Here is a 23,283-nt window from a genome sequence, read left to right as displayed (position 1 = left end):
AGGATCGAGAACTCGTTGCGCCGCCGGGCCCGTGTCGGGGGCCGCACGTACGCTGAACGCATGGCAGCACCCCGACGCCCCACCCAGACCGCGCCGTATCGGTGCACCGAATGCGGGTGGACGACGCACAAGTGGGTGGGCAGGTGCGGCGAGTGCCAGCAGTGGGGCACGGTGGTCGAGGCCGCGGAGCAGACGGGAATCCTGCGATCGGTGACGCCCGTCGCGCCCGGGGCCGCGCGGGCGGCACAGCCGATCACGCGCATCGACACCTCGGACGTACCGCGACGCACGAGCGGCGTGGGCGAGTTCGACCGCGTGCTCGGAGGCGGCATCGTACCCGGCGCCGCCATCCTGCTGTCGGGCGAGCCGGGCGTCGGCAAGTCGACGCTGCTGCTCGAGGTCGCAGCGCAGTCGGCGCGCGCCGGCCGTCGCGTACTCTACGCGAGCGCCGAGGAGTCCACGGCCCAGGTGCGACTGCGCGCGGAGCGCACGGGCGCGCTGCACGACGAGCTGTACCTCGCGAGCGAGACCGACCTGGCGACCATCCTCGGGCACGTTGACGAGGTCGCGCCTGAGCTGCTCATCGTCGACTCGGTGCAGACGGTGTCGTCCGCCTTGTCCGAGGGCATGGCCGGGCATCCATCGCAGGTGCGCGAGGTCGCCGCGACGCTGATCCGCATCGCGAAGGAACGCTCGATTCCGACGATCATCGTCGGCCACGTCACGAAGGATGGTTCGATCGCCGGTCCGCGCATCCTCGAGCACCTGGTCGACGTCGTGTGCCAGTTCGAGGGCGACCGGCAGACCTCGCTGCGCTTCGTTCGCGCGCTCAAGAACCGATTCGGTCCGACCGACGAGGTCGGCTGCTTCGACATGACCGGCGCCGGCATCGCCGAGGTGCCCGACCCGAGCGCGCTGTTCCTCGGGCACGGCACGACCGAGCCGGGCACGTGCGTGTCGATCGCCCTCGAAGGCCGGCGGGCGCTTCCCGTCGAAGTGCAGGCGCTCGTGATCGACAGCAAGTCGCCCAACCCGCGACGCATCGTCAACGGCGTCGACGCCGCTCGCGTCGCGACGGTGCTGGCGGTGCTCGAGAAGCGGGTCGGCGTGAAGACCTCAGACAAGGACGTCTACGTGTCGACAGTCGGCGGGGTCCGGTTCGTCGAGCCGGCAGCCGACCTCGCGATCGCCCTCGCGGTGGCAGGCGCCGTCACCAACCTCACGATCCCCCGTCACCTGGCCGCGGTCGGCGAGCTGAGTCTCGCGGGTGAGATCCGGCCGGTCACGCAGGCCGCGCAGCGGCGCAGCGAGGCCGCGCGGCTGGGCTACCGCGACCTCATCGACAATCGGTCGGGGCGGCTCCGTGGCGCACTCGACGATGTGCGCGCCCGCACGAAGGGCCGACCGGGCGACGACGTCCCCGACTTCTGAGTCCCGCCCGCAGCCGGAGTCAGAGCGGAGACACCTGCCAGACCTCGAGGTCGCCGCAATCCTCCGGCACATAGCCGGGCGGCTCCGGGGCGAGGCCACCGCCGAGCGAGATCTCATCCCCGTCGCGATACTCCTCGCCGCGCCAGGTGAGCACCTCGCCGTTCCAGGTGGCGTCGCCCGCCGGAAAGCTCACCACGGTGGCCGTGCCCGCGCTCCCGGCGGACGGCTCGACGCGAACGCATCCGCCATCCGTCCGCAGCACGCCGCCGAGCAGCGCATCCATGCCGTAGTCGGGCCGCTCGTGCACGGCGAGCGGCCCCGACGACGGAACCTCGCCCGCCGCGCACGAGGCGAGGGCGAGCGACAGCGCCGCGGTCACACCCGCTGCCAGGATCCGGGCGAGCGTCTGCGTCGGGGTGAGGGGCATCGGGCCTCCAGAGAGCCGGCGCTCAGCGTCCCCGTGAGCGGCGGCGCCGCTGCGGGTCGACGAAGCCGAGCGCGATCGGGATCACGAGTCCGGCTGCGCACACCATGCCCACCAGGAGGTATTCCACCCCGCGAGCATGCCCCAACGCGCCCGCCGCCCGCGCACCGCGGTCGGTGTGTCGCGGATGCCCCGCAGATGCCCGCGTCAGGCGTCGAGCGCCGCGATGATGTCGGCGGGTGTCGCCTGCATCGGATGTGGGCCGGCGATGTCGAAGAAGACGGTGGTGATGCGGTCCTGGTGGGTCCCGAGGAACGCACGCAGCCATCCCGGCGACTGCAGGGCGACGCCCGGCGGCAGTGCGGCCGGCTTGTGGGCGGCATCGCTGAACAGCAGCAGGGCGAGGTCACCGGTCTTCGGATCGCGGTAGGTCCACACCTCGCCGACGTCGAGCGGGTTGTCACGCTGCCCGGCCTGCATGAGCGGCACGACCGTCGGGCCGTGGCGCAGCGCGAACGCGACCGCCGCCATGTCCTGCGTCTGCAGCGCGTCGCTCAGCTGCGTATTGCGGAACTCCAGAGGTTCCTTCGCCTTCTTCGCGCGCTTCTTGCCTGCCACCCCACCAGCCTAATCAGCGGATGGATGCCGCACTGCGGGCCGCGGCATGTGCCGCGGTGCACGAGGCGTCAGGCGAGGAACCCGCGCAGCAGCGCCTCCGACCCTGCCAGGTGCTCGAGGATCGCCGCGACGGCGGCATCCGGGCGTCCCGCGAGGATCGCGGTGACGATCCGCTCATGCTGCGCGTTGGAGTGCTCGATGTTGCGGTGCAGCAGCGGGAACGTGTTGAGCCACTCGTTGACCCGCGCCCGGTTCTCGGCCGCGAGGGCGACGAGCGAGGGGATGCCGGCGGCCTCGGCGATGGCGAGGTGCAGCTGGGTGTCGAGCCGCCGATAGTCGGACTCGTCGGCCGCAGCCACGGCCTCGTAGTGCGCCCACAACTCGGCGCGGGCCGTGGCGTCGAGCGTGCGTGCTGCGGCGGTGCGCGCAGCCCCGGCCTCGAGCACGCGCCGCATGCCCAGGACGTCCTCCATCTCTTCGGCCGTGACCTCGCGCGGGTTCTCCGGCTGCGGCAGCGGGTCGGCGACGAACGTGCCGCCGTAGCGGCCGCGTCGGCGCACCAGATACCCGGCATCGGCGAGCTCGCGGATCGCTTCGCGCACCGTGTCGCGGCTGACCGCGTACATCGTCGCGAGCTCGCGTTCGGAGGGCAGCGACTCCCCTGGCGGCACGACGCCGAGCCGCACGGTCTGCACGAGTCTCGCCGTGGTGTCTTCGAGCGCGTTGCCCTCGCGCACCGGCCGGTAGACGGCCTTGCGCACCTCCGGCAGCGGCGCGTCGGTCATGGCTGCAGCGCGGACGACAGCGCGAAGGTGGATGCCTCGGCCACCAGCCCCTCGAAGAGCCGGCGATCCTCGGGGTTCTCTTCGGGGTGCCACTGCACGCCGACGACGTATCCCTCTCCGTCGGACTCGAACGCCTGCACCAGCCCGTCGTCGGTGCGCGCGGAGGCGATGAGCCCCTCGCCCAGCCGGTCGATGCCCTGGTGGTGGTAGCTGTGCACGTCGAGCGCGCCCGCGCCGATGAGGTCCGCAAGCCGCGAGTGCTCGTCGACGAGGACTTCGTTGACCGCGAAGACCCCGCCGCCGAGCTGGTACCGCTCCGTGCCCAGCACGTCGGGCAGGTGCTGATGAAGGGTGCCGCCGCGCCCGACGTTGACCAGCTGCAGCCCACGGCAGATCGCGAGCACCGGCATGCGCCGCCGCTCCGCCCCGCGGAACAGCGCGAGCTCCCACGCGTCACGGTCGGGTCGGGCCGGATCGGTGAGTGGATGCCGCACCGCGCCGTACAGCGCAGGCTCGACGTCCAGCCCACCGGTGAGCACGAGACCGTCCAGTCCGTCCAGCACCGCCTCTGCCGCCGCCTGGACGTCAGGCTGAGGCGGCAGGAGCACCGCGATGCCGCCGGACGAGGTCACGCCGTCGAAGTACTGCTGCGGCAGGAAGGCCGCCCGAACGTCCCACACACCCTGCGTCGTCTGCTCAAGGTAGGTCGTCAGGCCGATCACCGGCTTTCTCGTGAACCCCAACTCCCGCCATCCCCTCAAAAGTTCTGCCTCAAAGGTAGACACAGCGTACCAATAGGGGTGACAATCGTCGAAAGCACGCACGACCGGTTGTTCGGCTACACCCGGTGCGGGGAGCGGGGCGGTCCGGGGGGACGCCCCGCTCCGCGGTTTCTGCGGGGCGTGCCGCGCCGCAGAGCGAACGCCGAGCCCAGCTCAGTAGAGCAGGAACTGCTTCGGCTGGATCGACGGGATGCCGCCGATCTCTACCGTGAGGTTGTACGAGGCGCCGCCGCCCGGCGCGCGCGGCCGGGTCTCGTCGGCACAGGTGCCGACGGCGGAGCGTGTGCGATCCCAGGCGAGAGCCGACGCGCTGGACACCGTCTGACCGGCGGCGATGGTCACGATCATGTCGCTCGGCTCACTCTGGCAGTCGGTCGAGCGCCACCACACGTCGTCGCCGCTCGTGACTGTGAAGGACTGGCCGCTCGTCCCCACGTTCAGTGTGCAGTCGGGGCCGTTGTTGGTGAGCTTGATGGAGAACTGCGGGCTCTCATCGCCGGAGTACGTGTCGGCCGAGGTCACAGCCTCGACCGAGACCGCGCTGGCTACGCACGGCAGCGCCGTGGACGTCGGGCCCGGGGTGGGCGTCGCATTGTCCGTGGCGCCGGCCGTCGTGCCCGCATCTCCGGCGTTGGCGTCTCCCGCGACCTCGGTGGCGCCGGAAGAGGGCACCGGCAGGGCGTCGGTCTGATTCTGCTTCGTCGTCTGCGCGTCTTTGGCGTCCGCCTGATCGGCGCCGGCCCAGGGCTGAGCGATGAGCAGCCAGACCACGGCGACGACCATGAGCACTCCGACGAGCAGCACCATGCGCCTGCGACGGTACACCGCCGGAGAGTGGCGACGTCGCGCGGTGGTGCCGGTCATGCTGACAGGCTAAACCGCGGCCGCCGGCATCCCGAACCGGCGCGCGCCGAGCCGTGAAACCCTGAGGTTCGAGAACGCCCGGTCAGAGGCGCTTGAGCATGCGGGTGTTGCCGAGCGTGTTCGGCTTCACGTGCGCGAGATCGAGGAACTCGGCGACGCCCTCGTCAGGCGAGCGGATGAGCTGCGAGTACACGTCGGGATCCACGACCTGCTCGCCGATCGGCTCGAAACCGCGGCGCGTGAAGAAGTCGACCTCGAACGTCAGGCAGAACAGGCGCGACAGGCCCAGAGTGCGCGCGTTCTGCTCGAGACCGTCGACGATCGCACGGCCGACGCCGTGGTGCAGCCAGCCGTCGGCGACGATGAGGGTGCGTACCTCGCCGAGATCCTCCCACATCACGTGCAGCGCGCCGCAGCCGATGAGCTCGCCGTCGGCGTCCTCAGCGACGAGGAACTGCTGCGTGGCCTCGTAGAGCACCACGAGGTCCTTGCCGAGCAGGATGCGCCGCTGCACGAACGGCTCGAGGAGGGCCTGAATGCGCCGCACGTCACGCGTGCGCGCCGGCCGGATCGTGAACTCTGCCACCCGTCAAGCGTAGAACCCCGTTCCCGGTCGTCGAGCGAGCGACGAGGGAACGAGACGAAACAGTCGGGGCGTGGTCACTACGAGAGTCATGCGCCCGCGCCGGTGGGGAGCGTACGGCCGAGGTAGAGGGAAGAGTCACCCCGCCCGACGTCAGTGAATCCGAGCCGTCGATAGAGGCGGATGGCGCCTTCGTTGTCCGTTCCGACGTTGAGGTGTATGCCGCGCACGCCCTCGTCCGCGAGCAGCGCGCACAGCTCCTCGATGAGGGCGCCCCCGACTCCCCGGCCGCGCAACCGCTCCATCATGTCGATGTGCAGGTGGGCCGGATATTCCCCGACCACGTCATCGGGCGCCAGTTCCGGCGAATGCAGCAGCTCGACGATCTCCTGATCCGCGCGCGGGCGCGGGCGATCGAGGGGCAGGTCGGCGCGCAGCCCCGGCAGCCAGTGCTCCTCGACCCACGCCTCGTGGGCGCGCGTGTCGCGGGCGCACAGGAGGTACCCGGCGACGCCCTGGTCGTCGACCACCACGATCGAACGGGTCCCGGGGGCCACCAGATACGGCCCCACGTAGACGTGTCCGAGCAGCTCAGGCGACCGCTCCGAGCCGTCATCGGGCAGACCGTTCTCGTGGCAGATGCGATAGACGACCGGCAGATCGTCGACCCTGGTGGCACGCGTGTACACGGCGACACGATAGCCGACGGCGCACCACGAGGCCCCATCTCGAGAAGTGGATCGCAAAGTGGTCTAGTTCGCGGGCCGATTCCAGCACGGACGGCGGGTGCTCGCGACAACGCTTCGCCCCGTGAGCGAGCGACCGCTCCACTCGGAATTGGTCTAGGCACTGGTTTGCACTTCGCGATCGGATGAGTTCTACTCTCCTCGTGTTCTCAACGTCGAAGACACGCACCCGCGATCTGCTGCGCGGCCGACTGCGTGACCTGATCGCAGAACTCGGCCCTGGACGCCGGCTGCCGGGCGAACGCGAGCTGTCCGTAGACTGGGGCGTCGCGCGCATGACGCTGCGCGCCGCGGTGGACGAGCTCGTCGGCGAAGGGCTGCTCGAGCGTCGCCGCGGCTCGGGCACGTACGTCGTGTTCAGCCCCGTCCTGCACGTGATCGGCCTCACGTCCTTCACGCACGATATGCGCGCGCGCGGCATCGAGCCGAGCAGCCGCGTCCTCGAGTTCCGCACGATCACCGCCGACGACGCCCTCGCGTCGCAGCTGCGCGTGCCTGTCGGCTCGCCCGTGTTCCGCCTGCTGCGCCTGCGCCTCGGCAATTCCGAAGCCATGGCGATCGAGAGCGTGCACCTTCCCGTCGCCTACGCGCCCCACCTGACGCGCAGCGATCTCGACGGATCGCTCTACGAGGCCCTCGCATCGCGGCACGACCTCGTCGCGAGCGCCGCGAGCATGCGCATCGAGCCGGTGCTCCCCGCTCCGGCGAGCGCAGAGCTTCTCGGAATCGGCCCGGACCAGGCGTGCCTTCGCGTGAGCATGATCGACCGGGATCTCTCGGGCCGCATCGTCATGCTCGCCACGTGCGTCTACCGCGGCGACAAGTACCAGCTGCGAGCAGAGGTCGGCGGCGGGGCGGGCGTCGTCGAGGGCGGGGCCGGGTCATGACCGTCGCTGAGACCCGCATCCTCGCGGTGGACGGCGGACAGTCGGCAGTGCGCGTCCGATTGTCGTCGGGTGGTGCGGCCTCCGCGCCAGGCGTGAGCTGGCGCGGTCCCGAGACGCTCGCTTCCGTCGCCGCCACGATCATCGACTCCTGGCAGGCGGCGGGCGCCGAACCGGTCGGCACCGCCGTCCTCGGCCTGACGACAGTGCCGAGCGACCGTGCCGGCTGCGCGCGCCTCGCGGAACTCGTGTCGGACGCCGTGGGCGCCGACCGAGTCGTCGTCTGCGACGACGGCATCACCTCCCACGCCGGCGCGTTCCACGGCGGCTGGGGTGTCGCACTCTCCGTCGGAACCGGCGTCGCCTGCGCGCTACGCGGGCCGGCGGACTCCACGACGCGCCTCATCGGCGGCCACGGATACCTCCTCGGCGATGAAGGCGGCGCATACTGGATCGGCCGAGCAGGGCTCGGGGCGGTGCTTCGCGCCGGAGACGGACGCGGTCCCGGCACGATCCTCGCCCGAGCCGCCGAGGCGCAGTTCGGCGCGTTGTCCGACCTGCCGATCCGTATCCATTCGTCGGATCGCGCCGTCGACGAGATCGCGCACTTCGCGCCGGCAGTGCTGGTGGCGGCAGCGGGCGACGACCGGGTCGCCATGAACATCATCGACACGGCCGTAGACGAGCTCGCACTCGTCGCCCGCACCGCACGCGAGCACATCGGCGGGCCCGATCGCACGCCGTTGGTGATCCTCGGACGCCTCGGCGCCCAGCTTCGCCCTCGCCTCGTCGAGCGCCTGAGCGCGGAATCGGATGCCTTCGACCCGAGGTCGCCGCTCGGCGATGCCCTGGACGGCGCATTCGTGATCTCGCAGGCCGGTGCCGCCGGCTTGTACACCTGGACGAGAGGCTGACATGCACGACGTATCCACTCCCGACGACCCCGGCCGCCGCTATCTCGCGTGCGTCGTCGACCTCGTGCAAGAGGTGCTCGACACCCAGTGGGACGTCATCACCGAGGCGGCACGGGTCGTCGCGGCAGCGATGGGTGGCCGCCGCGAGATCCACGCCTTCGGATCCGGCCACTCGCACATGCTCGCCGAGGAGCTCTACTACCGCGCGGGTGGCCTCGCCGATGTGCGCCCGATCCTGTTCGAGGGCCTGATGCTGCACGCGAATGCGTCGCTGAGCACGCGGCTGGAGCGGCTCCCGGGCCTCGCACGCGAGATCCTCGACGCCCACGGCGTCGCGACCGGCGACGTCCTGTTCGTCTTCTCCAACTCTGGCCGCAATCAGGTCACGACCGAGCTCGCCGCCGAGGCGGGCGTCCGCGGCCTCACCGTGATCGCGGTCACCAGCGTGACCCACTCGCAGGCGACGACCCCGCGCGGCGGCGGGCGCCGGCTGCTCGAACTGGCCGACATCGTGATCGACAACCGCGGCGCGCTCGGCGATGCGGCCGTCGAGGTGCCCGGCTTCGCCCGCCGCGTCGCCCCGACGTCGACCGCGGTGGGCGCCGCCATCGTCAACGCCGTCGTCGCGCAGAGTGTCGGATTCGCCGTCGCGGCGGGCATCGAACCCCGCGTCTACGCGAGCAGCAACGTCGACACGGGCGATGCGATCAACGACGCGATCCTGGGGCGATCGTGACGGCGGCAGGCGCCGGGGCGCCGGCGTTCGCGATCCGCGGGGTCGTCGAGGGCTTCTACGGCACGCCGTGGACCCACGAGGACCGGCTCGACATGATCCGCTTCATCGGCGAGCGCGGGATGAACCGCTTCGTCTATTCGCCCAAGGACGACCCGTTCCTGCGGCGCGACTGGGCGCGGCCGCACGATCCCGCAGCGCTGGCCGACCTCGCGGAGCTCGCGGCAGCCGCGGCGCCGGTCGGCGTAGAACTGATCTACTGTCTCTCCCCAGGGCTCAGCATCCGCTACTCCGATCCGGAGGACGCAGGGCGCGTCCTCGATAAACTCGCCTCCGTGGCGGCTCTCGGCATCCGGCACTTCGGCCTGCTCGTCGACGACGTCCCGCAGCGGCTTCAGCACGACGCCGACATCGCACGGTTCGGTTCGATCGCGCAGGCCCAGGCGACGCTCGCGAACCTCGTCTTCCAGGGCCTCGGCGAACGCGTCCCCGATTCGACCCTCATCGTGTGCCCGACGGAGTACTGGGGTTACGGCGACGAGCCGTACGTCGCCGAGCTCGGCCAGGCGCTCGACCCCGACATCGCGCTGTTCTGGACCGGGCGCGCGATCTGCTCGGCGACGCTCGACGTCGCGGACGCCGAGGTGTTCACCCGTGCGACGGGGCGTCGACCGACCTACTGGGACAACTACCCCGTCAATGACGTCGCGATGCGGCACGAACTGCACGTCGGCCCGTACCGCGGGCGCGCTGCCGGCCTCGCGGCGAGCGCCGAGGGCGTGATCGCGAACGCGATGGAGCGCTTCGAGTCCTCGAAGATCGCCATCGCGACGATCGCCGACTATCTGCGCTCCCCCGCAGACTACGATCCGGAGTCGAGCTGGGATGCCGCGCTTCGCGACGTCGTCGGCCCCGACGCGGCGGCTTACCGGGACTTCGCCGACAACTCGCGGTCGTCCTGCCTGAGCCAGCTCGACGCGCCTGAGGTGACGTTCGCCCTCGAGGAACACACCTTCGGCATGCTCCTCGGCGACACTGCGCGGGCGGTGCGCGTGCTCGGCCCCCTCGCCGACCGGCTCGCGGCATCCGCCGATCGGCTGCTGCACGGCCCGATCGCGAACGAACGTCTCATCGCCGAGGGCCGTCCGTGGATCGAGGCGTTCGCCGTCGGCGCCGCCGCGATGCAACTGCTCGCGAGACTCACGGCGGAGGGCCGCCTCGACACCGACGGCTCTCTCCTGCGCCCCTTCCTCGACGATCTCCGCACGCGCGGCCTACGCATCTTCGGCGATGCGCTCGAGATGACGCTCGCCGAGGTCTGCGACCACCCGCCCTTCCCCGCCCCGAACCCCGAGCGCTCGATGACGAGCCTCTCGCCTACTGATGGAGAAGCAGGACACAGGGAGTAGGCACCCGCGCGCCGCTGTCGCGGCGGCGGCAGGCGTCGTCCACGGGAACCAGCCGTCCGCCCTCCGGCGCCGCGCCGATTGCCGCCAGTCCGATGCGCTGCGTCACGCCAGCACTGCGTGCGGCGCCTCCAGCGTGGCCCGCAGCCGGTCGCGGCGGCCGGGTGCGGAGCCGTGTCGTCCCACGAGCGCATCGAGGTGCTCGAGGCCCAGCAGCGCGGAGCCGACGATCGGCGCATCGCTGACGATCGAGACGACGGCGCCCGGCGCGACCGCGCCGATCCCTTCGAGCACGGGATCGATGAGCGCCGGGTGACGGCTCGTGAGCATCCCGCCGCCCAGTACGACGTCGATCGGCACGTCGAGCGCGTCGATGCGGCGGATCGTCGTGGTCGCGAGCAGTGCGATCTCTTCGGCTTGGCGCTGCACGATTCCGGCCGCGACGGCGTCGCCTGCGTCCACCGCAGCGAACAGCAGCGGCACAAGTTCGTGCGTGCGATCACGGTCGATGGTGCCCAGGTGCATGCCTGTCGCGACCTCGACGGCGGACGAGCATCCGAAGTGCCGTGCGACCAGGTCGGTGAGCAGCGTCGCAGGGCCGCGACCGTCTTCGTCGCGGCTCGCATGCCAGAGCACTTCCTTGCCGATGGCGAACCCGCCGCCCCAATCGCCGGTGGCTCGGCCGAGTGCGGGGTAGCGCACGTGGCGTCCGTCGCGAGCGATCCCGACGCAATTGATCCCGCCCCCGCAGACGACCGCGACGCCCGCCTCGGCATCGGTGCCCGCGCGGAGCATGGCGAAGGTATCGTTGCGCACCTCGACATGAGGCGCCCACCTGTAGGAAGCGATCGCGTCGGCGATCGTCGCCTCTTCCTCCGGAAGATCGGCATTCGCGAGGTATCCGGCTACGACGTCGACACTGGTGAGGCCTGCGATCGCGAGCACGTGTTCCACGGCAGGTGCCACTGTCGCGACGGCGGGGCCCGCGCCGACGATGTGAGGCGCGAAAGGCCCGGAACGCGCGCGTGCGATCACCGTCCCGTCGAAGTCGACGAGCAGCACGTCGGTCTTGCTGTTTCCGCCGTCGAATGCGAGCAGCCTCGGCTCGGTCACTGCGCCCACGGCAGCCACTCCTTGTTCTCGGCGATGAGCCGGTCTGCGAGCGCCTGCGCGGTCGCGTACTGTCCGACGAGGGGATGTGCGAGAAGCGCCCGGACCACCCGGTCGCGACCGCCGTGCAGGGCGGCCTCCACACCCAGCTGCTCGTAGCGCGCGACATGCGCGACGAGCCCCGAGACCAGTGGAGGCACCGCCGGCACCGGATGCGCGTGGATGCTGTCCGGTCCCACCTTCGCACGCACCTCGATGACCGCCTCGTCGTCGAGGAAGGGCAGGATGCCGCGGTTTCGCACGTTCACGATGTGATCGCGCGCCGCGCCCGTGCCGAGCAGGCTCGCGAGCAGGCCGACCGCGGCATCCGAGTAGTAGGCACCGCCACGGCCGCGCAGCTGCGGGGGCGTGCGGTCCAGCGCCGGATCGGCGTACAGCTGGAGCAGCTCGGCCTCCAGCGCCGCGACCTGCGCGGCGCGCGAGGGCCCGTCGCCCGCGCGCGACACGAGCTCGTCGTGCTGGTAGTAGTACCGCAGGTAGTACGAGGGGATCACGCCCTCGGAGCGCAGCAGAGGCAGCGGCAGCTCGGTCTCCTCGACGAGAGCCTCGCCGTGCGCGTCGATGAGACGGTCGAGCACCTCGGTCGCTGTCCCGTCGTCATGCCGGATGCGCGCGCCGAGCTCCCAGCTGAGGTGGTTGAGCCCGGCGTGGTCGAGCTCGATTCGTTCCGGCTCGACGCCGAGCAGCGAAGCGAAGAGCCGCTCGAAGCCGATCGCGACGTTGCACAGCCCGACCGCGCGATGCCCGTCGTCGAGCAGCGCACGCGTCACCATCCCGACAGGGTTGGTGAAGTCGACGATCCAGGCGTCGGGATTGACGGCACGCACCCGACGGGCGATGTCGAGCACGACAGGGATCGTGCGGAGTGCTTTGGCGAGTCCGCCGGCCCCCGTCGTCTCCTGCCCGATGCAGCCGCAGTCGAGCGGCCAGCTCTCGTCGCGACCACGCGCGGCCTGCCCACCGACGCGCAGCTGTACGAGTACAGCGTCTGCACCCTGCGCGGCCGCCGCGATGTCAGCGGTCGAGGTGACACGGCAGGTGCTGCCCGCAGCGGCGAGTATGCGCGATGTGAGCCCCGCGACGACCTCGATGCGTGCGGGGTCAGGATCCACCAGCACGAGCTCCTCGACGGGCAGCGTCTTACCGAGGCGAGCGATGCCGTCCGCGAGCTCGGGCGTGTAGGTGGAGCCGCCGCCCACCACAGCCAGCCGAATGCGCCGCCCGCTCACGTCGTGAACACCCGGTCGCGTGCGATCCCGAGGCTCATGATCATCGCGCCGTCGAGGATGGGGGTGTCGGTGGCTACGGTGACGGTGAGCTGAGGCGCCGTAGGCATGATCTCGGCGAGCTGCCGAGCGACCTCGACGCGCAGCTTCTCTCCGCCGAGCCGTGCGAGCTCGCCGGCCAGCACGATACGAGCCGGGTCGAGGAGGGCGATCACCGAGACGATGGCGCACGCATAGCGATGGCAGAGTTCGCCGACGGCAGGCGCCGCCGCGGGATCGTCGAGCAGCGCACGCAGCGCCTCGGGTGCGGTCGCCGCCTCGTGCCCGGCATCGGCGGCGAGCGCGCGCAGCGCCTGGTAGCCGACGATGCGCTCGAGCGCTCCCTCGGTGCGGCTCTCGGCATCGAACACGGCACCGGGGATGAGCAGGAACGCAGCCTCGCCGGCAGCGCCGCGGCTGCCGCGATGAAGCGCTCCGTCGATCATGATCGCTCCACCGACGCCATCATCGAGCCAGAAGAGGAAGAAGCTCTCGGACTCGCCCCGGGCGGCATGCCGCTCGGCGATCGCGGCGAGATTCACGTCGTTCTCGATGGCGACCGACGCCTCGGGGAACAGCATTCGCAGTTCGGCGCCGACGGAAGCGTGCTGCCAACCGGGCAGATGGTCGACGTAGCTGAGAGTGTCGGTCGCGATGTCGTAGGAGCCGGGCACGCTGACGACGATCGCGTCGAGCTCAGCGGGCGAAAGCCCCGCCTCGTCGCAGCAGGACCGGATGGTGGCGGCGGCACTCTTCGGCCCCTCTGCGGACTGGTCGTTCTCGTCCACCCGCTCCATGACGACGGTCCCCGCGATGTCAGCGATGCGAACCCGCACGCTCTCAGGGCGCACGTCGACCGCCGCCGCGTACCCGGCGGCCGGATTGATGCGGTAGAGCTGCGGCGCACGGCCTCCCGGACCGGTTTCGCCGAGCCCGCTCGGACGCACGAGGCCGCTCTCTTCAAGCCGCTGGAGCAGCGACGACGAAGTGGGCTTCGAGAGCCCAGTGAGCGTGTGCACGTCGCTCCGGCTCAACGTGCCATGTTCGATCAGAAGGTCGAGCACGACGCGGTTGTTCAGAGTGCGTAGCAGGCCTGGCTGTGCGGGTGCCGGGCCGCGGCTGTCGACTGGTACCGATGCGGTCACCGCGATCCTCCGGGGAAGTTAGGAAACTTTACTATCTAAACAGTAATGGCCACGATCGATACTGTCAACGCGAATATCGCACGCAGGAATTGTCGGAATGGCGGCGAACCTGAGAAGACCACCACCCGACGTCTTACGCCGGCGTGGTGGTCTTCTCATGCGACTCGCGTCGCACTACTCCTTGATGATGCCGTGATAACGACCCATCCAGTAGGGCAGTGTGAATGTGAACCCGACGACAAAGCTGCCGCTGTTGTAGTCGTAACCGGGATATACCCCGGTAGTCGAGTTCTCAGTCTCGAAGGGATTCCCGTTGTTCTTCATCGCACGTCGCTCATCGGGCGGCAGCACATAGTTCGTCTGCTTGTAATCGTCGCGGTCGCCCGGTTCGATGTAGAGGACGTCCTGACGGTTCGTCTGCATCGGGAACTCGATCTGATACTCGTACTGGCGATACAGGTACCGAACAGCCGACTGAAGATCGATGTCCTTCCGCTCCGGATGTGCCAGTTGGTAGAGGAACGTATAGTACGGATTCTCTTCGCGCACCTCATTCGCGTACCACTGATCGAATGCCGTGACGATCGGCTGACGCTTGGCAGGGTCTTTCTCCTGCAGGATGAGCGGGTACAGTGCGAACCAAGCCAGCTCCTCGTCGGAGTAGTTGATGTACTGAGTCCAATCATCATGCAGAGTTGCGTTGATGTTCGAACGATCTTCGATGTCGTCCCCCGCTTCAGCATAGGCAGCCGCATAGTTGTCTCGGGTCACCAACTGGTTGTTGTTGATCCCGTATGCGTTCGTCGCCTGCCTGACGAGACGGCGGTCGATGTACTCGTTCGCCATGTCGATGTAGCCCTTGCCGTTGATGTACGGCTCTTCCTTGCTGTATCCCGAAGTGTCGAACAGGAGCTCGTAGGCGTCCTTGTACTCCTGCTTGCCGACGATGTTGCTCGCCGTCTTGAGGATGGACATGACTTCCAGCGCATTCAGCGGCGCATCTTCATAGCCGTATGAAAGCGAGTCCTCACCGTCGGCGTCGACGCCGACGTGCGAGGCCCATTCCGGACGCTGCTCCATCGCACCGGTGGTGTCGTTGAAGTACTTGGCGAACCACTTGGACCACAGGGTCGACTTGCCGGTCGCGTCCTCGATGTAGAAGTGGTCGTCCTTCAGGATGAGATCAGTCATGCGCTCGGTCGCCTGCTCGACGATCTCTTTGAGCTCGAGCATTTCTGGATCGCTGCTCTTGCCGACGAGCAGCTCGTTGGCTGCGAAGAACAGCGCATAGTGTCCGATGACTTCATCAGACGACGTGTCTGCCTTGTAGACGATCTGGCTCATATCGATGTTGCCATTCTTGATCGCCGACGCGGGGAACAAGTCGTTGAAGAATGTCGGAATCTGCTCGTAAACCGGCACGGTGAGCTGGAAGAGGGGCGGATTCGTGGCGCTCGTCCCGGTGTCGGCACTCGGCTTCACCTTGGTATTGGTGGCCGAGGTGACGACAGGAAGCACCTGCTGCACTGAACCATTCACCTTCACATAGACATCAGTGCCCAGCTGCGCACCGGAAGGGCGTGAATCATTCAGCTTCGTCACGGCATCCGCCGTCAGCGTGAGCCCGTTATAGTTCATCTCGCCGTCACCACCAGAGGGGAACAGCTTGCCGCCGATCTTGGTCATCGCGTCTTTCGTCACACGGACGATCGAGTAGCCGATGGGCTCGATGGGGTTGCCGTTCTCGTCGAGACGTTCCATCGTGGGGATGATTCCGTTCGGATTCGGCGAGCCGTCCATCACAGGATGGAACCAGAATCCATTCTGACTCTGGTAGCCGAAGTCCGTGCCGTCAGATGTCCGCGCCTCTGCTTCACTCGTCAACATGTACGAGCGCGCAGGGAAGCCATTGCCCCGGCCCGACACGTAGTCGAGCAGGAGCACCGCCTTGGTGGCGCGAAGCGCGGCGTCCTTCGCGGCAGCGACTTCCGCTTGCGAACCGCCCTGCTCGAGCAATGTCCGGTAGCGGTAGATCTCACCGATGGCGTACATCGCCGTCCACAGACCGTCGTTGTCGGACGTGCCTGCATGCGACGTGAATGTACCGTCGCCATAGTTGATCCCGCGTGCCGGGTCGGTGGGAGTGAACGTGAACCCAGCATCCGAGGTCATCCCCCTGCGATCATGGACCGCCTGAATGATGTCTTCGTAGGCAGCAGCCTTCTCGTTCAGCGTCTTGTACGGCATCGCGATATGCGTGATGCCGCGTGCATTCTGAACCCACACGCCGCCTTGCCCGTCACTGGCAAGCGCAGTCACATGGTCGTCACCGTCGAACATGTAGCGTGGCCCGGCAAAGTACTGCACGATGTCGCGCTCATCCTCTTCTTCGAAGTTGACGCGCTGCAGTCCGTTCTCGGTTCCGATCCAGTAGACACCCTCCGCGTCCTTCACCGCACTCGTGACATCACCGGTCACGGTGGTCGGCAGGAAGGTCAGCGCCGTCGCGCCGGTCACCCACTGGATCGCCGGGGTCGTCGTCCCGGGCTTGAAGTAGGTGACCTCTTTCGTGCGGACGGGTTCCAGTTCGACCGCCGAGAACGAAGCGGCCTGCGGCTTGGCGGCGAGAGCCGGCATCGCCGGCAGCGAGACGAGTACGGCAGCGGCTGCGACGCAGCCGATCACCCTGTGGAGCTTCTTGTTCATCATTGACATGAGTCGCTCTCCCTCCTCACTGGTAGATCCGGGCGACGCCGGATTCCGTGATCACGAACACGCCTTTGCCACCATCCGAGATGAGGAGCAGCACGTTGTCGTCGACGAGTGCGTCGTCGGCCGCCTCGTACTCCGTCGTCTTGCTGCTCTTCAGGTTGATTCTCGTGACGCCGTGATCCGTGCCGATCCACAGGTTCTTGCGGTTGTGGTCGAGGACCGAGGTGTTCACGCCACGAAGCGCCGGGAAGAGTGACGGCTTGACGTCAAGTTCGTGGTTGACGAAGGTGTTGGCGTTGGCGAGACCCGAGGGCATCTCGACGCCCGGGTTCGCGGTCGCGGGATGATACGTCGGATCCTGAATGAAGCCGATGTACATCTTCACCGCGGCTTCTGCCTCGGACGAGCCGAGCTTGCTCAGCGCCTCATCGTACGTGTAGAGCATCGTCGCCTTCTGTGCGTGGACGGGCGGGGCAGCGAATACTGCGGGCGTCGTCCCCAGAAGGCAGGCGAGTACGGCCACGACGAGAACCGCTGGTTTCCATTTGACGTGCATGGCTTTCCTTCCTGGTTGTGATGTGACTGACTTCGATCGATGGTCGCTTCGAGCTCTTGTCGGGCCGTTGAGCGGCGCCATCGAGTAAGTTAGGAAACTTTCCTGTCTCGGACGCTAGCGGCCGTCGACCTCGGTGTCAACGATCGGTTCCAAACTCTCGGATCCCCGCGATCGAGGTTCTCGGAGTCGGCGGCAGACCTGTGCGCCTCGCAGACCGCCCCCGGATCCGCGGCCTCTTCGCCTCGTCGACAGCGTCACGCGGGCGCATCCGACGCGCGCTGGTCACGACTCGGCTACGTTTCCCCCTCTCGTGGTTTCAGATCATTGACAGAACCACTGCGTCTGGGGTCTAATCTGCAGATAGGAAACTTTACTAACTAGAAAGGGGACAACATGCGCAGAGTCGCACATGTCCGTCCGGTTCTGGCCGGCAAAGCCACATCCGCGCTGAACAGACACCTGCACTCCGCTGTCGCGGTGGCGACGGCGGGCGTCACGGTCCTCGCCCTCGCCGGCTGCTCCGGCGGCGCGTCGGCAGCCGACGACCATACTCTGCGCATCGCGATGGGCTCGCCCGGCGAGGCCCAGATCCGCGTCTGGGAATCCGTCGCCGACGAGTTCGAAGCCGCCAACGACGGCTGGAAGGTCGATCTGAACTTCCAGAAGGACGACCTGTACCAGACGATCGGCCTGCCGAACCTTCTGAACGGGCGCAACGCACCCGACCTCTACTTCGAATGGGCGGGCAATCGGCTCCTCGAACGCGACGCGGATGGATTCGCCGCCGACCTCACGCCCTTCATCGAGGACGGCCCCCTCACCGGCGTCCTCGACGAGTCCCAGTACGGGGCGGTGACCGTCGATGGACGGGTCCTCATGCTGCCGCACATCGCCGACGTCACGAACGTGCTCTGGTACAACACCGAGATCCTCGACACCGCCGGCATCGAGCCTCCGACCACATGGGACGAACTGCTCGACGCGTGCGACGCCCTCAACGAAGAAGGCTTCATCCCGATCGCATCGGGGAACAAGGACCTCTGGGCTGCAGGCAACTGGCTCGCCCACCTCGTCTCCCGCGTCGTCGGACACGAGGCGTACGACCAGGCGCTCAGCGGCGAGGCCGACTTCGACACACCCGAATGGCAGAAGGCGTTCGGGTACGTCGAGGACCTCGCCGAACACAAATGCGTCAACGACTCGGTCAACGCGATCGACGACAACGAGGGCGCACAGCTGTTCTTCCAAGGCAAGGCCGCGATGCACGCGATCGGCTCATGGCTCGTCAGCTGGGCCATCGACGAAGCGCCCGACCTCGACTTCGACTTCGAGAACCTGCCCGCCATGCCGTCCGAGGCCGACCCCGACAGCGTCATCGGCGTCGTCACCGGCTACATCGTCAACGCCAAGAGCGGCGACCAGAAGCAGGAGAAGGCGGCAGAGTTCCTCGCACTGCTCAGTTCCGCCGAGAACACCCAGGCATTCATCGACGCCGAGGCCGTCCCCGTGACGGCGACCACGTCCGACTCGATCGACGAGCGCACCGTGCGCCTCAACTCGCTCCTGTCCGAGTCCGAGGTCGTCATCAGCCCGCCCGACACCGGCTACGAGCTCGACGTCGCCGACGCCTTCTACCGCAGCCTCTCCGAAGTCCTCGGCGGACGGACAACGGCCGCAGACGCCCTCACCCAGCTACAGGACACACTCACCAAGTAGCGACCAGGCGGGGCCGAGGCGACCACCTCGGCCCCCCGCTGCACGATCGGAGGACCCATGAGGGCACACCGGCCCTTTGCCCCGTACCTGTTCATAGCGCCCGCACTCATCGTCTTCGGCTTCGCCGTGCTCGTGCCGTTCGTCTTCACAGGCGCCTTCAGCCTGACGGAGTGGGACGGGTACAGCGACGCGGTGTTCGTCGGCGTCGACAACTACCTGCGCGCCTTCGGCGACGCCGTGTTCCAGCAGTCATTCGTGAACGTCGTCGTGTACATCCTCGTGACGCTCGTCGTCGAGGTGCTCGTGGGCCTCGTCCTCGCCGGTCTCGCGATCTCGGTCAAACGCGGGTCGCTCTGGTTCCGCGTCGCCATCTTCACACCGGTCATGCTCCCGATGGTCGTCGTCGCGGTCCTCTGGTCCTTCGTCTACAACCCCGACTTCGGGCTCCTCAACGGAGCGCTGCGCGCATTCGGACTCGAAGACTGGACGCGCGTGTGGCTCGGGGACGAGCAGACTGCACTGCTCGCGATCTGCGTCGTGTCCGGGTGGGTCTACGCCGGGTTCTACATGACGATCTTCTACGCGGCACTCCGGCAGGTCCCCGCTGAAGTCGTCGAGGCAGCCCGCCTCGACGGCGCGAAGGAGAGCACCATCTTCTGGCGAGTGCGGGTGCCCATCATTCGCAAGTCGATCGAGGTCGCCGTGCTTCTGTGCGTCACCGGCGGGTTCCAGTCATTCGACCTCTTCTACGTCCTCACGAACGGCGGGCCCTACCACGCGACCGAGATCCCGACGACGTACCTCGTGCAGGCGGTCTTCCACACCGGGGAGGTCGGCTACGGCTCGGCCATGGCCGTCGTCCTCACGGCCGTCATCGTCGCCATCGGCCTCATCATGACGACGCTGCGGCACCGCTCAGATCGGCGGGATCGCGCACCGCGGGGGCCGGGTGACGATACAGCCACGCTCGCGCCCGTATCTCCGGCAGCACCCGCCCTCGAACCGGAGATGGTCCGATGAGCATCGGGATCCGCCTCGGCCGTGGCGTCGTCTACGTCGGCCTCGCCCTGCTCGCGCTCGTCTTCTTCATCCCGCTCATCTGGATGGTGCTGTCGAGCTTCAAGACGAACTCCGAGATCTTCACGACTCCGTTCTCGCTTCCGACGGGAATCGACTTCTCGGTCTGGGCGGAGGCGTGGGAGGTCGGCAACATCGGCCGCTACGCGCTCAACAGCGCGATCGTGACTGCGGTGTCGGTCCTCGCGATCCTCGTGCTCTCGTCCGCCGCCGCGTTCGCGTTCAGCCGGTATCGATTCCGCGGGGCGAAGCTGCTGCTCGGCCTCCTGTCGCTCGGCCTCATCCTGCCGCTGCAGTCGTACTTCATCGCGCAGAGCACGATGTTCACGAACCTGGGTCTGACCGACACCTACCTGGCTCTGATCATTCCCTACACCGCGATGGGGCTCCCCCTGGCCACGTACCTGCTCAAGGTGTTCCTCGACGAGATACCCGAAGAGCTGTTCGAGGCTGCGCGGATCGACGGCGCCGGGGATTTCCGCATCTTCCGCATGGTGGCGATGCCGCTGCTGCGTCCCGGGCTCGCAACGGTCGCGGTGTTCTCGGCGCTGTCGTGCTGGAACGAGTTCCTACTGGCGCTCCTGTACATCCAGGACGACGATCTGAAGACGATTCCGACGGGTCTGCTCGCGTTCTCGAGCCGCTACGTGACGGACTACAGCCTGCTGTTCTCCGCACTGTCGATCGTGACGATCCCGATGATCATCATCTACATCGCCTTCAACCGGCAGATCACCGAGGGCCTGACCGCGGGCAGCCTCAAGTAGGCCCCGAACGACGAAGAGCGGATGCCGCCGGCATCCGCTCTTCGTGTGTCGCTGTCTCGGGTCAGGCGTTCGCCGCGAGGTCGGGCGTCGCGGTGATCTCGCCGCCGTGGACGACGCCCACCGCGACCTTCTCGCCGCGCGGGCCGTGCTCGAACACGAACTCGCCGTTCTCGGCGTCCACCTTGACGTGGTCGCCGGGGTTCAGCTCGCCGTGCAGGATCTTCTCGGACAGGCGGTCCTCGACCTCGCGCTGCATCGCACGACGCAGCGGGCGGGCGCCGAGGGTCGGGTCGAAGCCGATCTCGATCAGCTTGTCCTTGGCGGCATCCGTGAGCTCCACGGTCATGTCGCGGTCGAGCAGACGCTCGCCGAGGCGCTTGGCGAACAGGCCCACGATCTGGCGCAGCTCGTCCTTGTTCAGCTGCGGGAAGACGATGATGTCGTCGACGCGATTGAGGAACTCGGGCTTGAAGTTGCGCTTGAGCTCTTCGTTGACCTTGCCCTTCATGCGGTCATAGGTCGTGCCCTGGTCGCCCTCCACCTGGAAGCCGACCGGACCGCCGGCGATCGCCGACGAGCCGAGGTTCGTCGTCATGATGATCACCGTGTTCTTGAAGTCGATGACGCGTCCCTGACCGTCGGTCAGACGACCCTCTTCGAGGATCTGCAGCAGCGAGTTGAAGATGTCGGGGTGCGCCTTCTCGATCTCGTCGAAGAGCACGACCGAGAACGGCTTGCGGCGAACCTTCTCGGTGAGCTGGCCGCCCTCTTCGAACCCGACGAACCCGGGAGGGGCACCGAACAGGCGCGAGACGGTGTGCTTCTCACCGAACTCCGACATGTCGAGCGAGATCAGCGCGGCCTCGTCGTCGAAGAGGAACTCGGCGAGCGCCTTGGCGAGCTCGGTCTTTCCGACGCCCGTGGGGCCGGCGAAGATGAACGAGCCGGAGGGGCGCTTCGGGTCCTTGAGGCCGGCGCGCTGGCGGCGGATCGTCTTGGAGAGGGCGGCGATCGCCTCTTCCTGACCGATGACGCGCTGGTGCAGCGCCTTCTCCATGAAGACGAGACGGCTCGACTCCTCTTCGGTGAGCTTGAACACCGGGATGCCGGTCGCCTGGGCGAGCACCTCGGCGATCAGGCCTTCGTCGACGACCGCGTGCGACGCGACATCGCCCGAGCGCCACTGCTTCTCCAGGCGCAGGCGCTCGGCGAGAAGCGACTTCTCCTCGTCGCGCAGCGCGGCGGCCTTCTCGAAGTCCTGGTCCTCGGAGGCGCGCTCCTTGTCTTCACGGACCTTGGCGATCTTGTCGTCGAACTCGCGCAGCTCGGGCGGGCTCGACAGGATCGACAGGCGCAGGCGTGCGCCGGCCTCGTCGATCAGGTCGATCGCCTTGTCGGGCAGGAAGCGGTCCGAGATGTACCGGTCGGCGAGGTTCGCCGCGGCGACGATCGCGCCGTCGGTGATCTGCACCTTGTGGTGCGCCTCGTAGCGGTCGCGCAGCCCCTTCAGGATGTTGATCGCGTGGGGCAGGCTCGGCTCGGCGACCTGGATCGGCTGGAAGCGGCGCTCGAGGGCGGCATCCTTCTCGAAGTGCTTGCGGTACTCGTCGAGCGTCGTCGCGCCGATCGTCTGCAGCTCGCCGCGCGCGAGGAGCGGCTTCAGGATGCTGGCGGCATCGATCGCGCCTTCGGCAGCGCCCGCACCCACGAGGGTGTGGATCTCGTCGATGAAGACGATGATGTCGCCGCGCGTGCGGATCTCCTTGGTCACCTTCTTGAGGCGCTCTTCGAAGTCACCGCGGTAACGGGAGCCGGCGATGAGCGAGCCGAGGTCGAGGGAGTACAGCTGCTTGTCCTTGAGCGTCTCGGGCACATCTCCCTTGACGATGGCCTGCGCGAGACCCTCGACGACCGCAGTCTTTCCGACACCGGGCTCGCCGATGAGGACGGGGTTGTTCTTGGAGCGGCGCGACAGGATCTGCATGACGCGCTCGATCTCTTTCTCGCGCCCGATGACCGGGTCGAGCTTGTTGTCGCGCGCGGCCTGCGTGAGGTTGCGGCCGAACTGGTCGAGCACCTGCGAGCCACCCTGCGTGGTGCCCTGGGTCTGCTCGCCGGCGCCGCTGGCGACACCTGCGGGCTCCTTGCCCTGGTAACCCGAGAGCAGCTGGATGACCTGCTGGCGCACCTTGTTGAGGTCGGCGCCGAGCTTGACGAGCACCTGGGCGGCGACGCCCTCGCCCTCGCGGATGAGGCCGAGCAGGATGTGCTCGGTGCCGATGTAGTTGTGCCCGAGCTGCAGCGCTTCGCGCAGGCTCAGCTCGAGCACCTTCTTGGCGCGCGGCGTGAAGGGGATGTGGCCGGTCGGCTGCTGCTGACCCTGGCCGATGATGTCCTGCACCTGCTCGCGCACGGCGTCGAGCGAGATGCCCAGGCTCTCGAGCGCCTTGGCGGCGACGCCCTCGCCCTCGTGGATGAGACCGAGCAGGATGTGCTCGGTGCCGATGTAGTTGTGGTTGAGCATCTTCGCCTCTTCCTGGGCGAGGACGACCACACGACGGGCACGGTCGGTGAATCTCTCGAACATCTCGTTCACTCCTCCGGGGCGTCTCGGGCGGTGAGCCCACTGCGCCTTACATCGAGGGTAGCCAGAGGGCCCGGACCGAACGGCGATGTTCGCCGTGGGCATAGCGCGGGCTCCGCAA

At 68.0% G+C, this 23,283-nt stretch carries 21 protein-coding genes; 8 read left to right on the top strand and 13 right to left on the bottom strand.

All coding sequences use genetic code 11. The features are described from left to right. Positions 1 to 60: 60 nt before the first annotated feature. Positions 61 to 1,431, top strand: coding sequence for a DNA repair protein RadA (radA, locus tag IF188_RS06835; protein ID WP_191171030.1), 1,371 nt, complete (start codon positions 61 to 63; stop codon positions 1,429 to 1,431). A gap of 19 nt (positions 1,432 to 1,450) precedes the next feature. On the opposite strand, the gene IF188_RS06830 is transcribed toward radA, so the two are convergent. The 7 genes from IF188_RS06830 to IF188_RS20505 form a co-directional block, all read right to left on the bottom strand. Continuing rightward, positions 1,451 to 1,858, bottom strand: coding sequence for a hypothetical protein (locus tag IF188_RS06830; RefSeq protein WP_191171029.1), 408 nt, complete (start codon positions 1,856 to 1,858; stop codon positions 1,451 to 1,453). 204 nt (positions 1,859 to 2,062) lie between these two features. After that, entirely contained in the window at positions 2,063 to 2,473 is a 411-nt protein-coding gene (locus IF188_RS06825; RefSeq protein ID WP_191171028.1) for a dehydrogenase, read from the bottom strand. A 68-nt stretch (positions 2,474 to 2,541) separates the two neighbouring features. Next, complete coding sequence (locus IF188_RS06820) at positions 2,542 to 3,258, bottom strand: FadR/GntR family transcriptional regulator (protein ID WP_191171027.1); 717 nt, start codon at positions 3,256 to 3,258, stop codon at positions 2,542 to 2,544. After that, positions 3,255 to 3,980 carry a gamma-glutamyl-gamma-aminobutyrate hydrolase family protein gene (locus tag IF188_RS06815; RefSeq protein WP_191171026.1) on the bottom strand — a complete coding sequence of 242 codons (726 nt, stop codon included), beginning with the start codon at positions 3,978 to 3,980 and terminating at the stop codon, positions 3,255 to 3,257. The genes IF188_RS06820 and IF188_RS06815 overlap by 4 nt, the downstream gene beginning before the upstream one ends. Positions 3,981 to 4,193: 213 nt before the next feature. Then, complete coding sequence (locus IF188_RS06810) at positions 4,194 to 4,904, bottom strand: hypothetical protein (RefSeq protein ID WP_191171025.1); 711 nt, start codon at positions 4,902 to 4,904, stop codon at positions 4,194 to 4,196. 82 nt (positions 4,905 to 4,986) lie between these two features. Next, entirely contained in the window at positions 4,987 to 5,490 is a 504-nt protein-coding gene (locus tag IF188_RS06805) for an amino-acid N-acetyltransferase (RefSeq protein ID WP_191171024.1), read from the bottom strand. A gap of 86 nt (positions 5,491 to 5,576) precedes the next feature. Continuing rightward, positions 5,577 to 6,176 (bottom strand): GNAT family N-acetyltransferase, encoded by a 600-nt coding sequence (locus IF188_RS20505; protein WP_191171023.1) that lies wholly within the window; start codon positions 6,174 to 6,176, stop codon positions 5,577 to 5,579. A 200-nt stretch (positions 6,177 to 6,376) separates the two neighbouring features. Between IF188_RS20505 and IF188_RS06795 the strand changes: the two genes are divergently transcribed. Genes IF188_RS06795 through IF188_RS06780 form a run of 4 tightly spaced genes read left to right on the top strand, consistent with a single transcriptional unit; the run spans position 6,377 to position 10,173 of the window. Then, positions 6,377 to 7,120 (top strand): GntR family transcriptional regulator, encoded by a 744-nt coding sequence (locus IF188_RS06795; protein ID WP_318152816.1) that lies wholly within the window; start codon positions 6,377 to 6,379, stop codon positions 7,118 to 7,120. Beyond that, positions 7,117 to 8,031 (top strand): N-acetylglucosamine kinase, encoded by a 915-nt coding sequence (locus IF188_RS06790; RefSeq protein ID WP_191171021.1) that lies wholly within the window; start codon positions 7,117 to 7,119, stop codon positions 8,029 to 8,031. Before IF188_RS06795 ends, IF188_RS06790 begins: the two co-directional genes overlap by 4 nt. A gap of 1 nt (position 8,032) precedes the next feature. Then, a complete protein-coding gene (locus IF188_RS06785) occupies positions 8,033 to 8,767 on the top strand; it encodes a sugar isomerase domain-containing protein (RefSeq protein ID WP_191171020.1) in 735 nt (244 codons plus the stop codon). Further along, a complete protein-coding gene (locus IF188_RS06780) occupies positions 8,764 to 10,173 on the top strand; it encodes a protein O-GlcNAcase (protein WP_191171019.1) in 1,410 nt (469 codons plus the stop codon). The genes IF188_RS06785 and IF188_RS06780 overlap by 4 nt, the downstream gene beginning before the upstream one ends. A gap of 102 nt (positions 10,174 to 10,275) precedes the next feature. Here the strand turns inward: IF188_RS06780 and IF188_RS06775 are convergent, their stop codons facing one another. From IF188_RS06775 to IF188_RS06755, 5 genes are all read right to left on the bottom strand, one after another. Continuing rightward, positions 10,276 to 11,292: an N-acetylglucosamine kinase gene (locus IF188_RS06775; RefSeq protein WP_318152815.1), complete on the bottom strand. Its 1,017-nt coding sequence runs from the start codon at positions 11,290 to 11,292 to the stop codon at positions 10,276 to 10,278. Next, on the bottom strand, positions 11,280 to 12,539 hold the full coding sequence (locus tag IF188_RS06770; protein WP_318152814.1) for a family 4 glycosyl hydrolase: 1,260 nt from the start codon (positions 12,537 to 12,539) through the stop codon (positions 11,280 to 11,282). Before IF188_RS06770 ends, IF188_RS06775 begins: the two co-directional genes overlap by 13 nt. Before the next feature lie 26 nt (positions 12,540 to 12,565). Then, on the bottom strand, positions 12,566 to 13,669 hold the full coding sequence (locus tag IF188_RS06765) for an ROK family transcriptional regulator (protein ID WP_318152813.1): 1,104 nt from the start codon (positions 13,667 to 13,669) through the stop codon (positions 12,566 to 12,568). A 255-nt stretch (positions 13,670 to 13,924) separates the two neighbouring features. Continuing rightward, complete coding sequence (locus IF188_RS06760; protein WP_191171017.1) at positions 13,925 to 16,456, bottom strand: hypothetical protein; 2,532 nt, start codon at positions 16,454 to 16,456, stop codon at positions 13,925 to 13,927. 25 nt (positions 16,457 to 16,481) lie between these two features. Next, positions 16,482 to 17,099 (bottom strand): hypothetical protein, encoded by a 618-nt coding sequence (locus IF188_RS06755; RefSeq protein ID WP_191171016.1) that lies wholly within the window; start codon positions 17,097 to 17,099, stop codon positions 16,482 to 16,484. A 396-nt stretch (positions 17,100 to 17,495) separates the two neighbouring features. Here IF188_RS06755 and IF188_RS06750 point away from each other — a divergent pair, with 396 nt between their 5' ends. Genes IF188_RS06750 through IF188_RS06740 form a run of 3 tightly spaced genes read left to right on the top strand, consistent with a single transcriptional unit; the run spans position 17,496 to position 20,578 of the window. Beyond that, positions 17,496 to 18,734, top strand: coding sequence for an ABC transporter substrate-binding protein (locus IF188_RS06750; protein ID WP_318152812.1), 1,239 nt, complete (start codon positions 17,496 to 17,498; stop codon positions 18,732 to 18,734). A gap of 57 nt (positions 18,735 to 18,791) precedes the next feature. Next, complete coding sequence (locus IF188_RS06745; protein ID WP_191171014.1) at positions 18,792 to 19,754, top strand: carbohydrate ABC transporter permease; 963 nt, start codon at positions 18,792 to 18,794, stop codon at positions 19,752 to 19,754. Beyond that, entirely contained in the window at positions 19,751 to 20,578 is an 828-nt protein-coding gene (locus IF188_RS06740) for a carbohydrate ABC transporter permease (protein ID WP_191171013.1), read from the top strand. The genes IF188_RS06745 and IF188_RS06740 overlap by 4 nt, the downstream gene beginning before the upstream one ends. Before the next feature lie 61 nt (positions 20,579 to 20,639). On the opposite strand, the gene IF188_RS06735 is transcribed toward IF188_RS06740, so the two are convergent. Beyond that, on the bottom strand, positions 20,640 to 23,165 hold the full coding sequence (locus tag IF188_RS06735) for an ATP-dependent Clp protease ATP-binding subunit (protein ID WP_191171012.1): 2,526 nt from the start codon (positions 23,163 to 23,165) through the stop codon (positions 20,640 to 20,642). Positions 23,166 to 23,283 lie beyond the last annotated feature (118 nt).

It is taken from the genome of Microbacterium helvum, assembly GCF_014779795.1.
GTDB classification, from domain to species: domain Bacteria; phylum Actinomycetota; class Actinomycetes; order Actinomycetales; family Microbacteriaceae; genus Microbacterium; species Microbacterium helvum.
This window is presented reverse-complemented; position numbering and strand designations above follow the sequence as displayed.

Bases quoted from the DNA above. Each gene is read 5' to 3' on its own strand.
- radA (WP_191171030.1), top strand. From the start codon at position 61: ATGGCAGCACCCCGACGCCCCACCCAGACCGCGCCGTATCGGTGCACC.
- IF188_RS06830 (WP_191171029.1), bottom strand. From the start codon at position 1,858: ATGCCCCTCACCCCGACGCAGACGCTCGCCCGGATCCTGGCAGCGGGT.
- IF188_RS06785 (WP_191171020.1), top strand. From the start codon at position 8,033: ATGCACGACGTATCCACTCCCGACGACCCCGGCCGCCGCTATCTCGCG.
- IF188_RS06810 (WP_191171025.1), bottom strand. From the start codon at position 4,904: ATGACCGGCACCACCGCGCGACGTCGCCACTCTCCGGCGGTGTACCGT.
- IF188_RS06735 (WP_191171012.1), bottom strand. From the start codon at position 23,165: ATGTTCGAGAGATTCACCGACCGTGCCCGTCGTGTGGTCGTCCTCGCC.
- IF188_RS06820 (WP_191171027.1), bottom strand. From the start codon at position 3,258: ATGACCGACGCGCCGCTGCCGGAGGTGCGCAAGGCCGTCTACCGGCCG.
- IF188_RS06740 (WP_191171013.1), top strand. From the start codon at position 19,751: ATGAGCATCGGGATCCGCCTCGGCCGTGGCGTCGTCTACGTCGGCCTC.
- IF188_RS06790 (WP_191171021.1), top strand. From the start codon at position 7,117: ATGACCGTCGCTGAGACCCGCATCCTCGCGGTGGACGGCGGACAGTCG.
- IF188_RS06760 (WP_191171017.1), bottom strand. From the start codon at position 16,456: ATGAACAAGAAGCTCCACAGGGTGATCGGCTGCGTCGCAGCCGCTGCC.
- IF188_RS06745 (WP_191171014.1), top strand. From the start codon at position 18,792: ATGAGGGCACACCGGCCCTTTGCCCCGTACCTGTTCATAGCGCCCGCA.
- IF188_RS06755 (WP_191171016.1), bottom strand. From the start codon at position 17,099: ATGGCGCCGCTCAACGGCCCGACAAGAGCTCGAAGCGACCATCGATCG.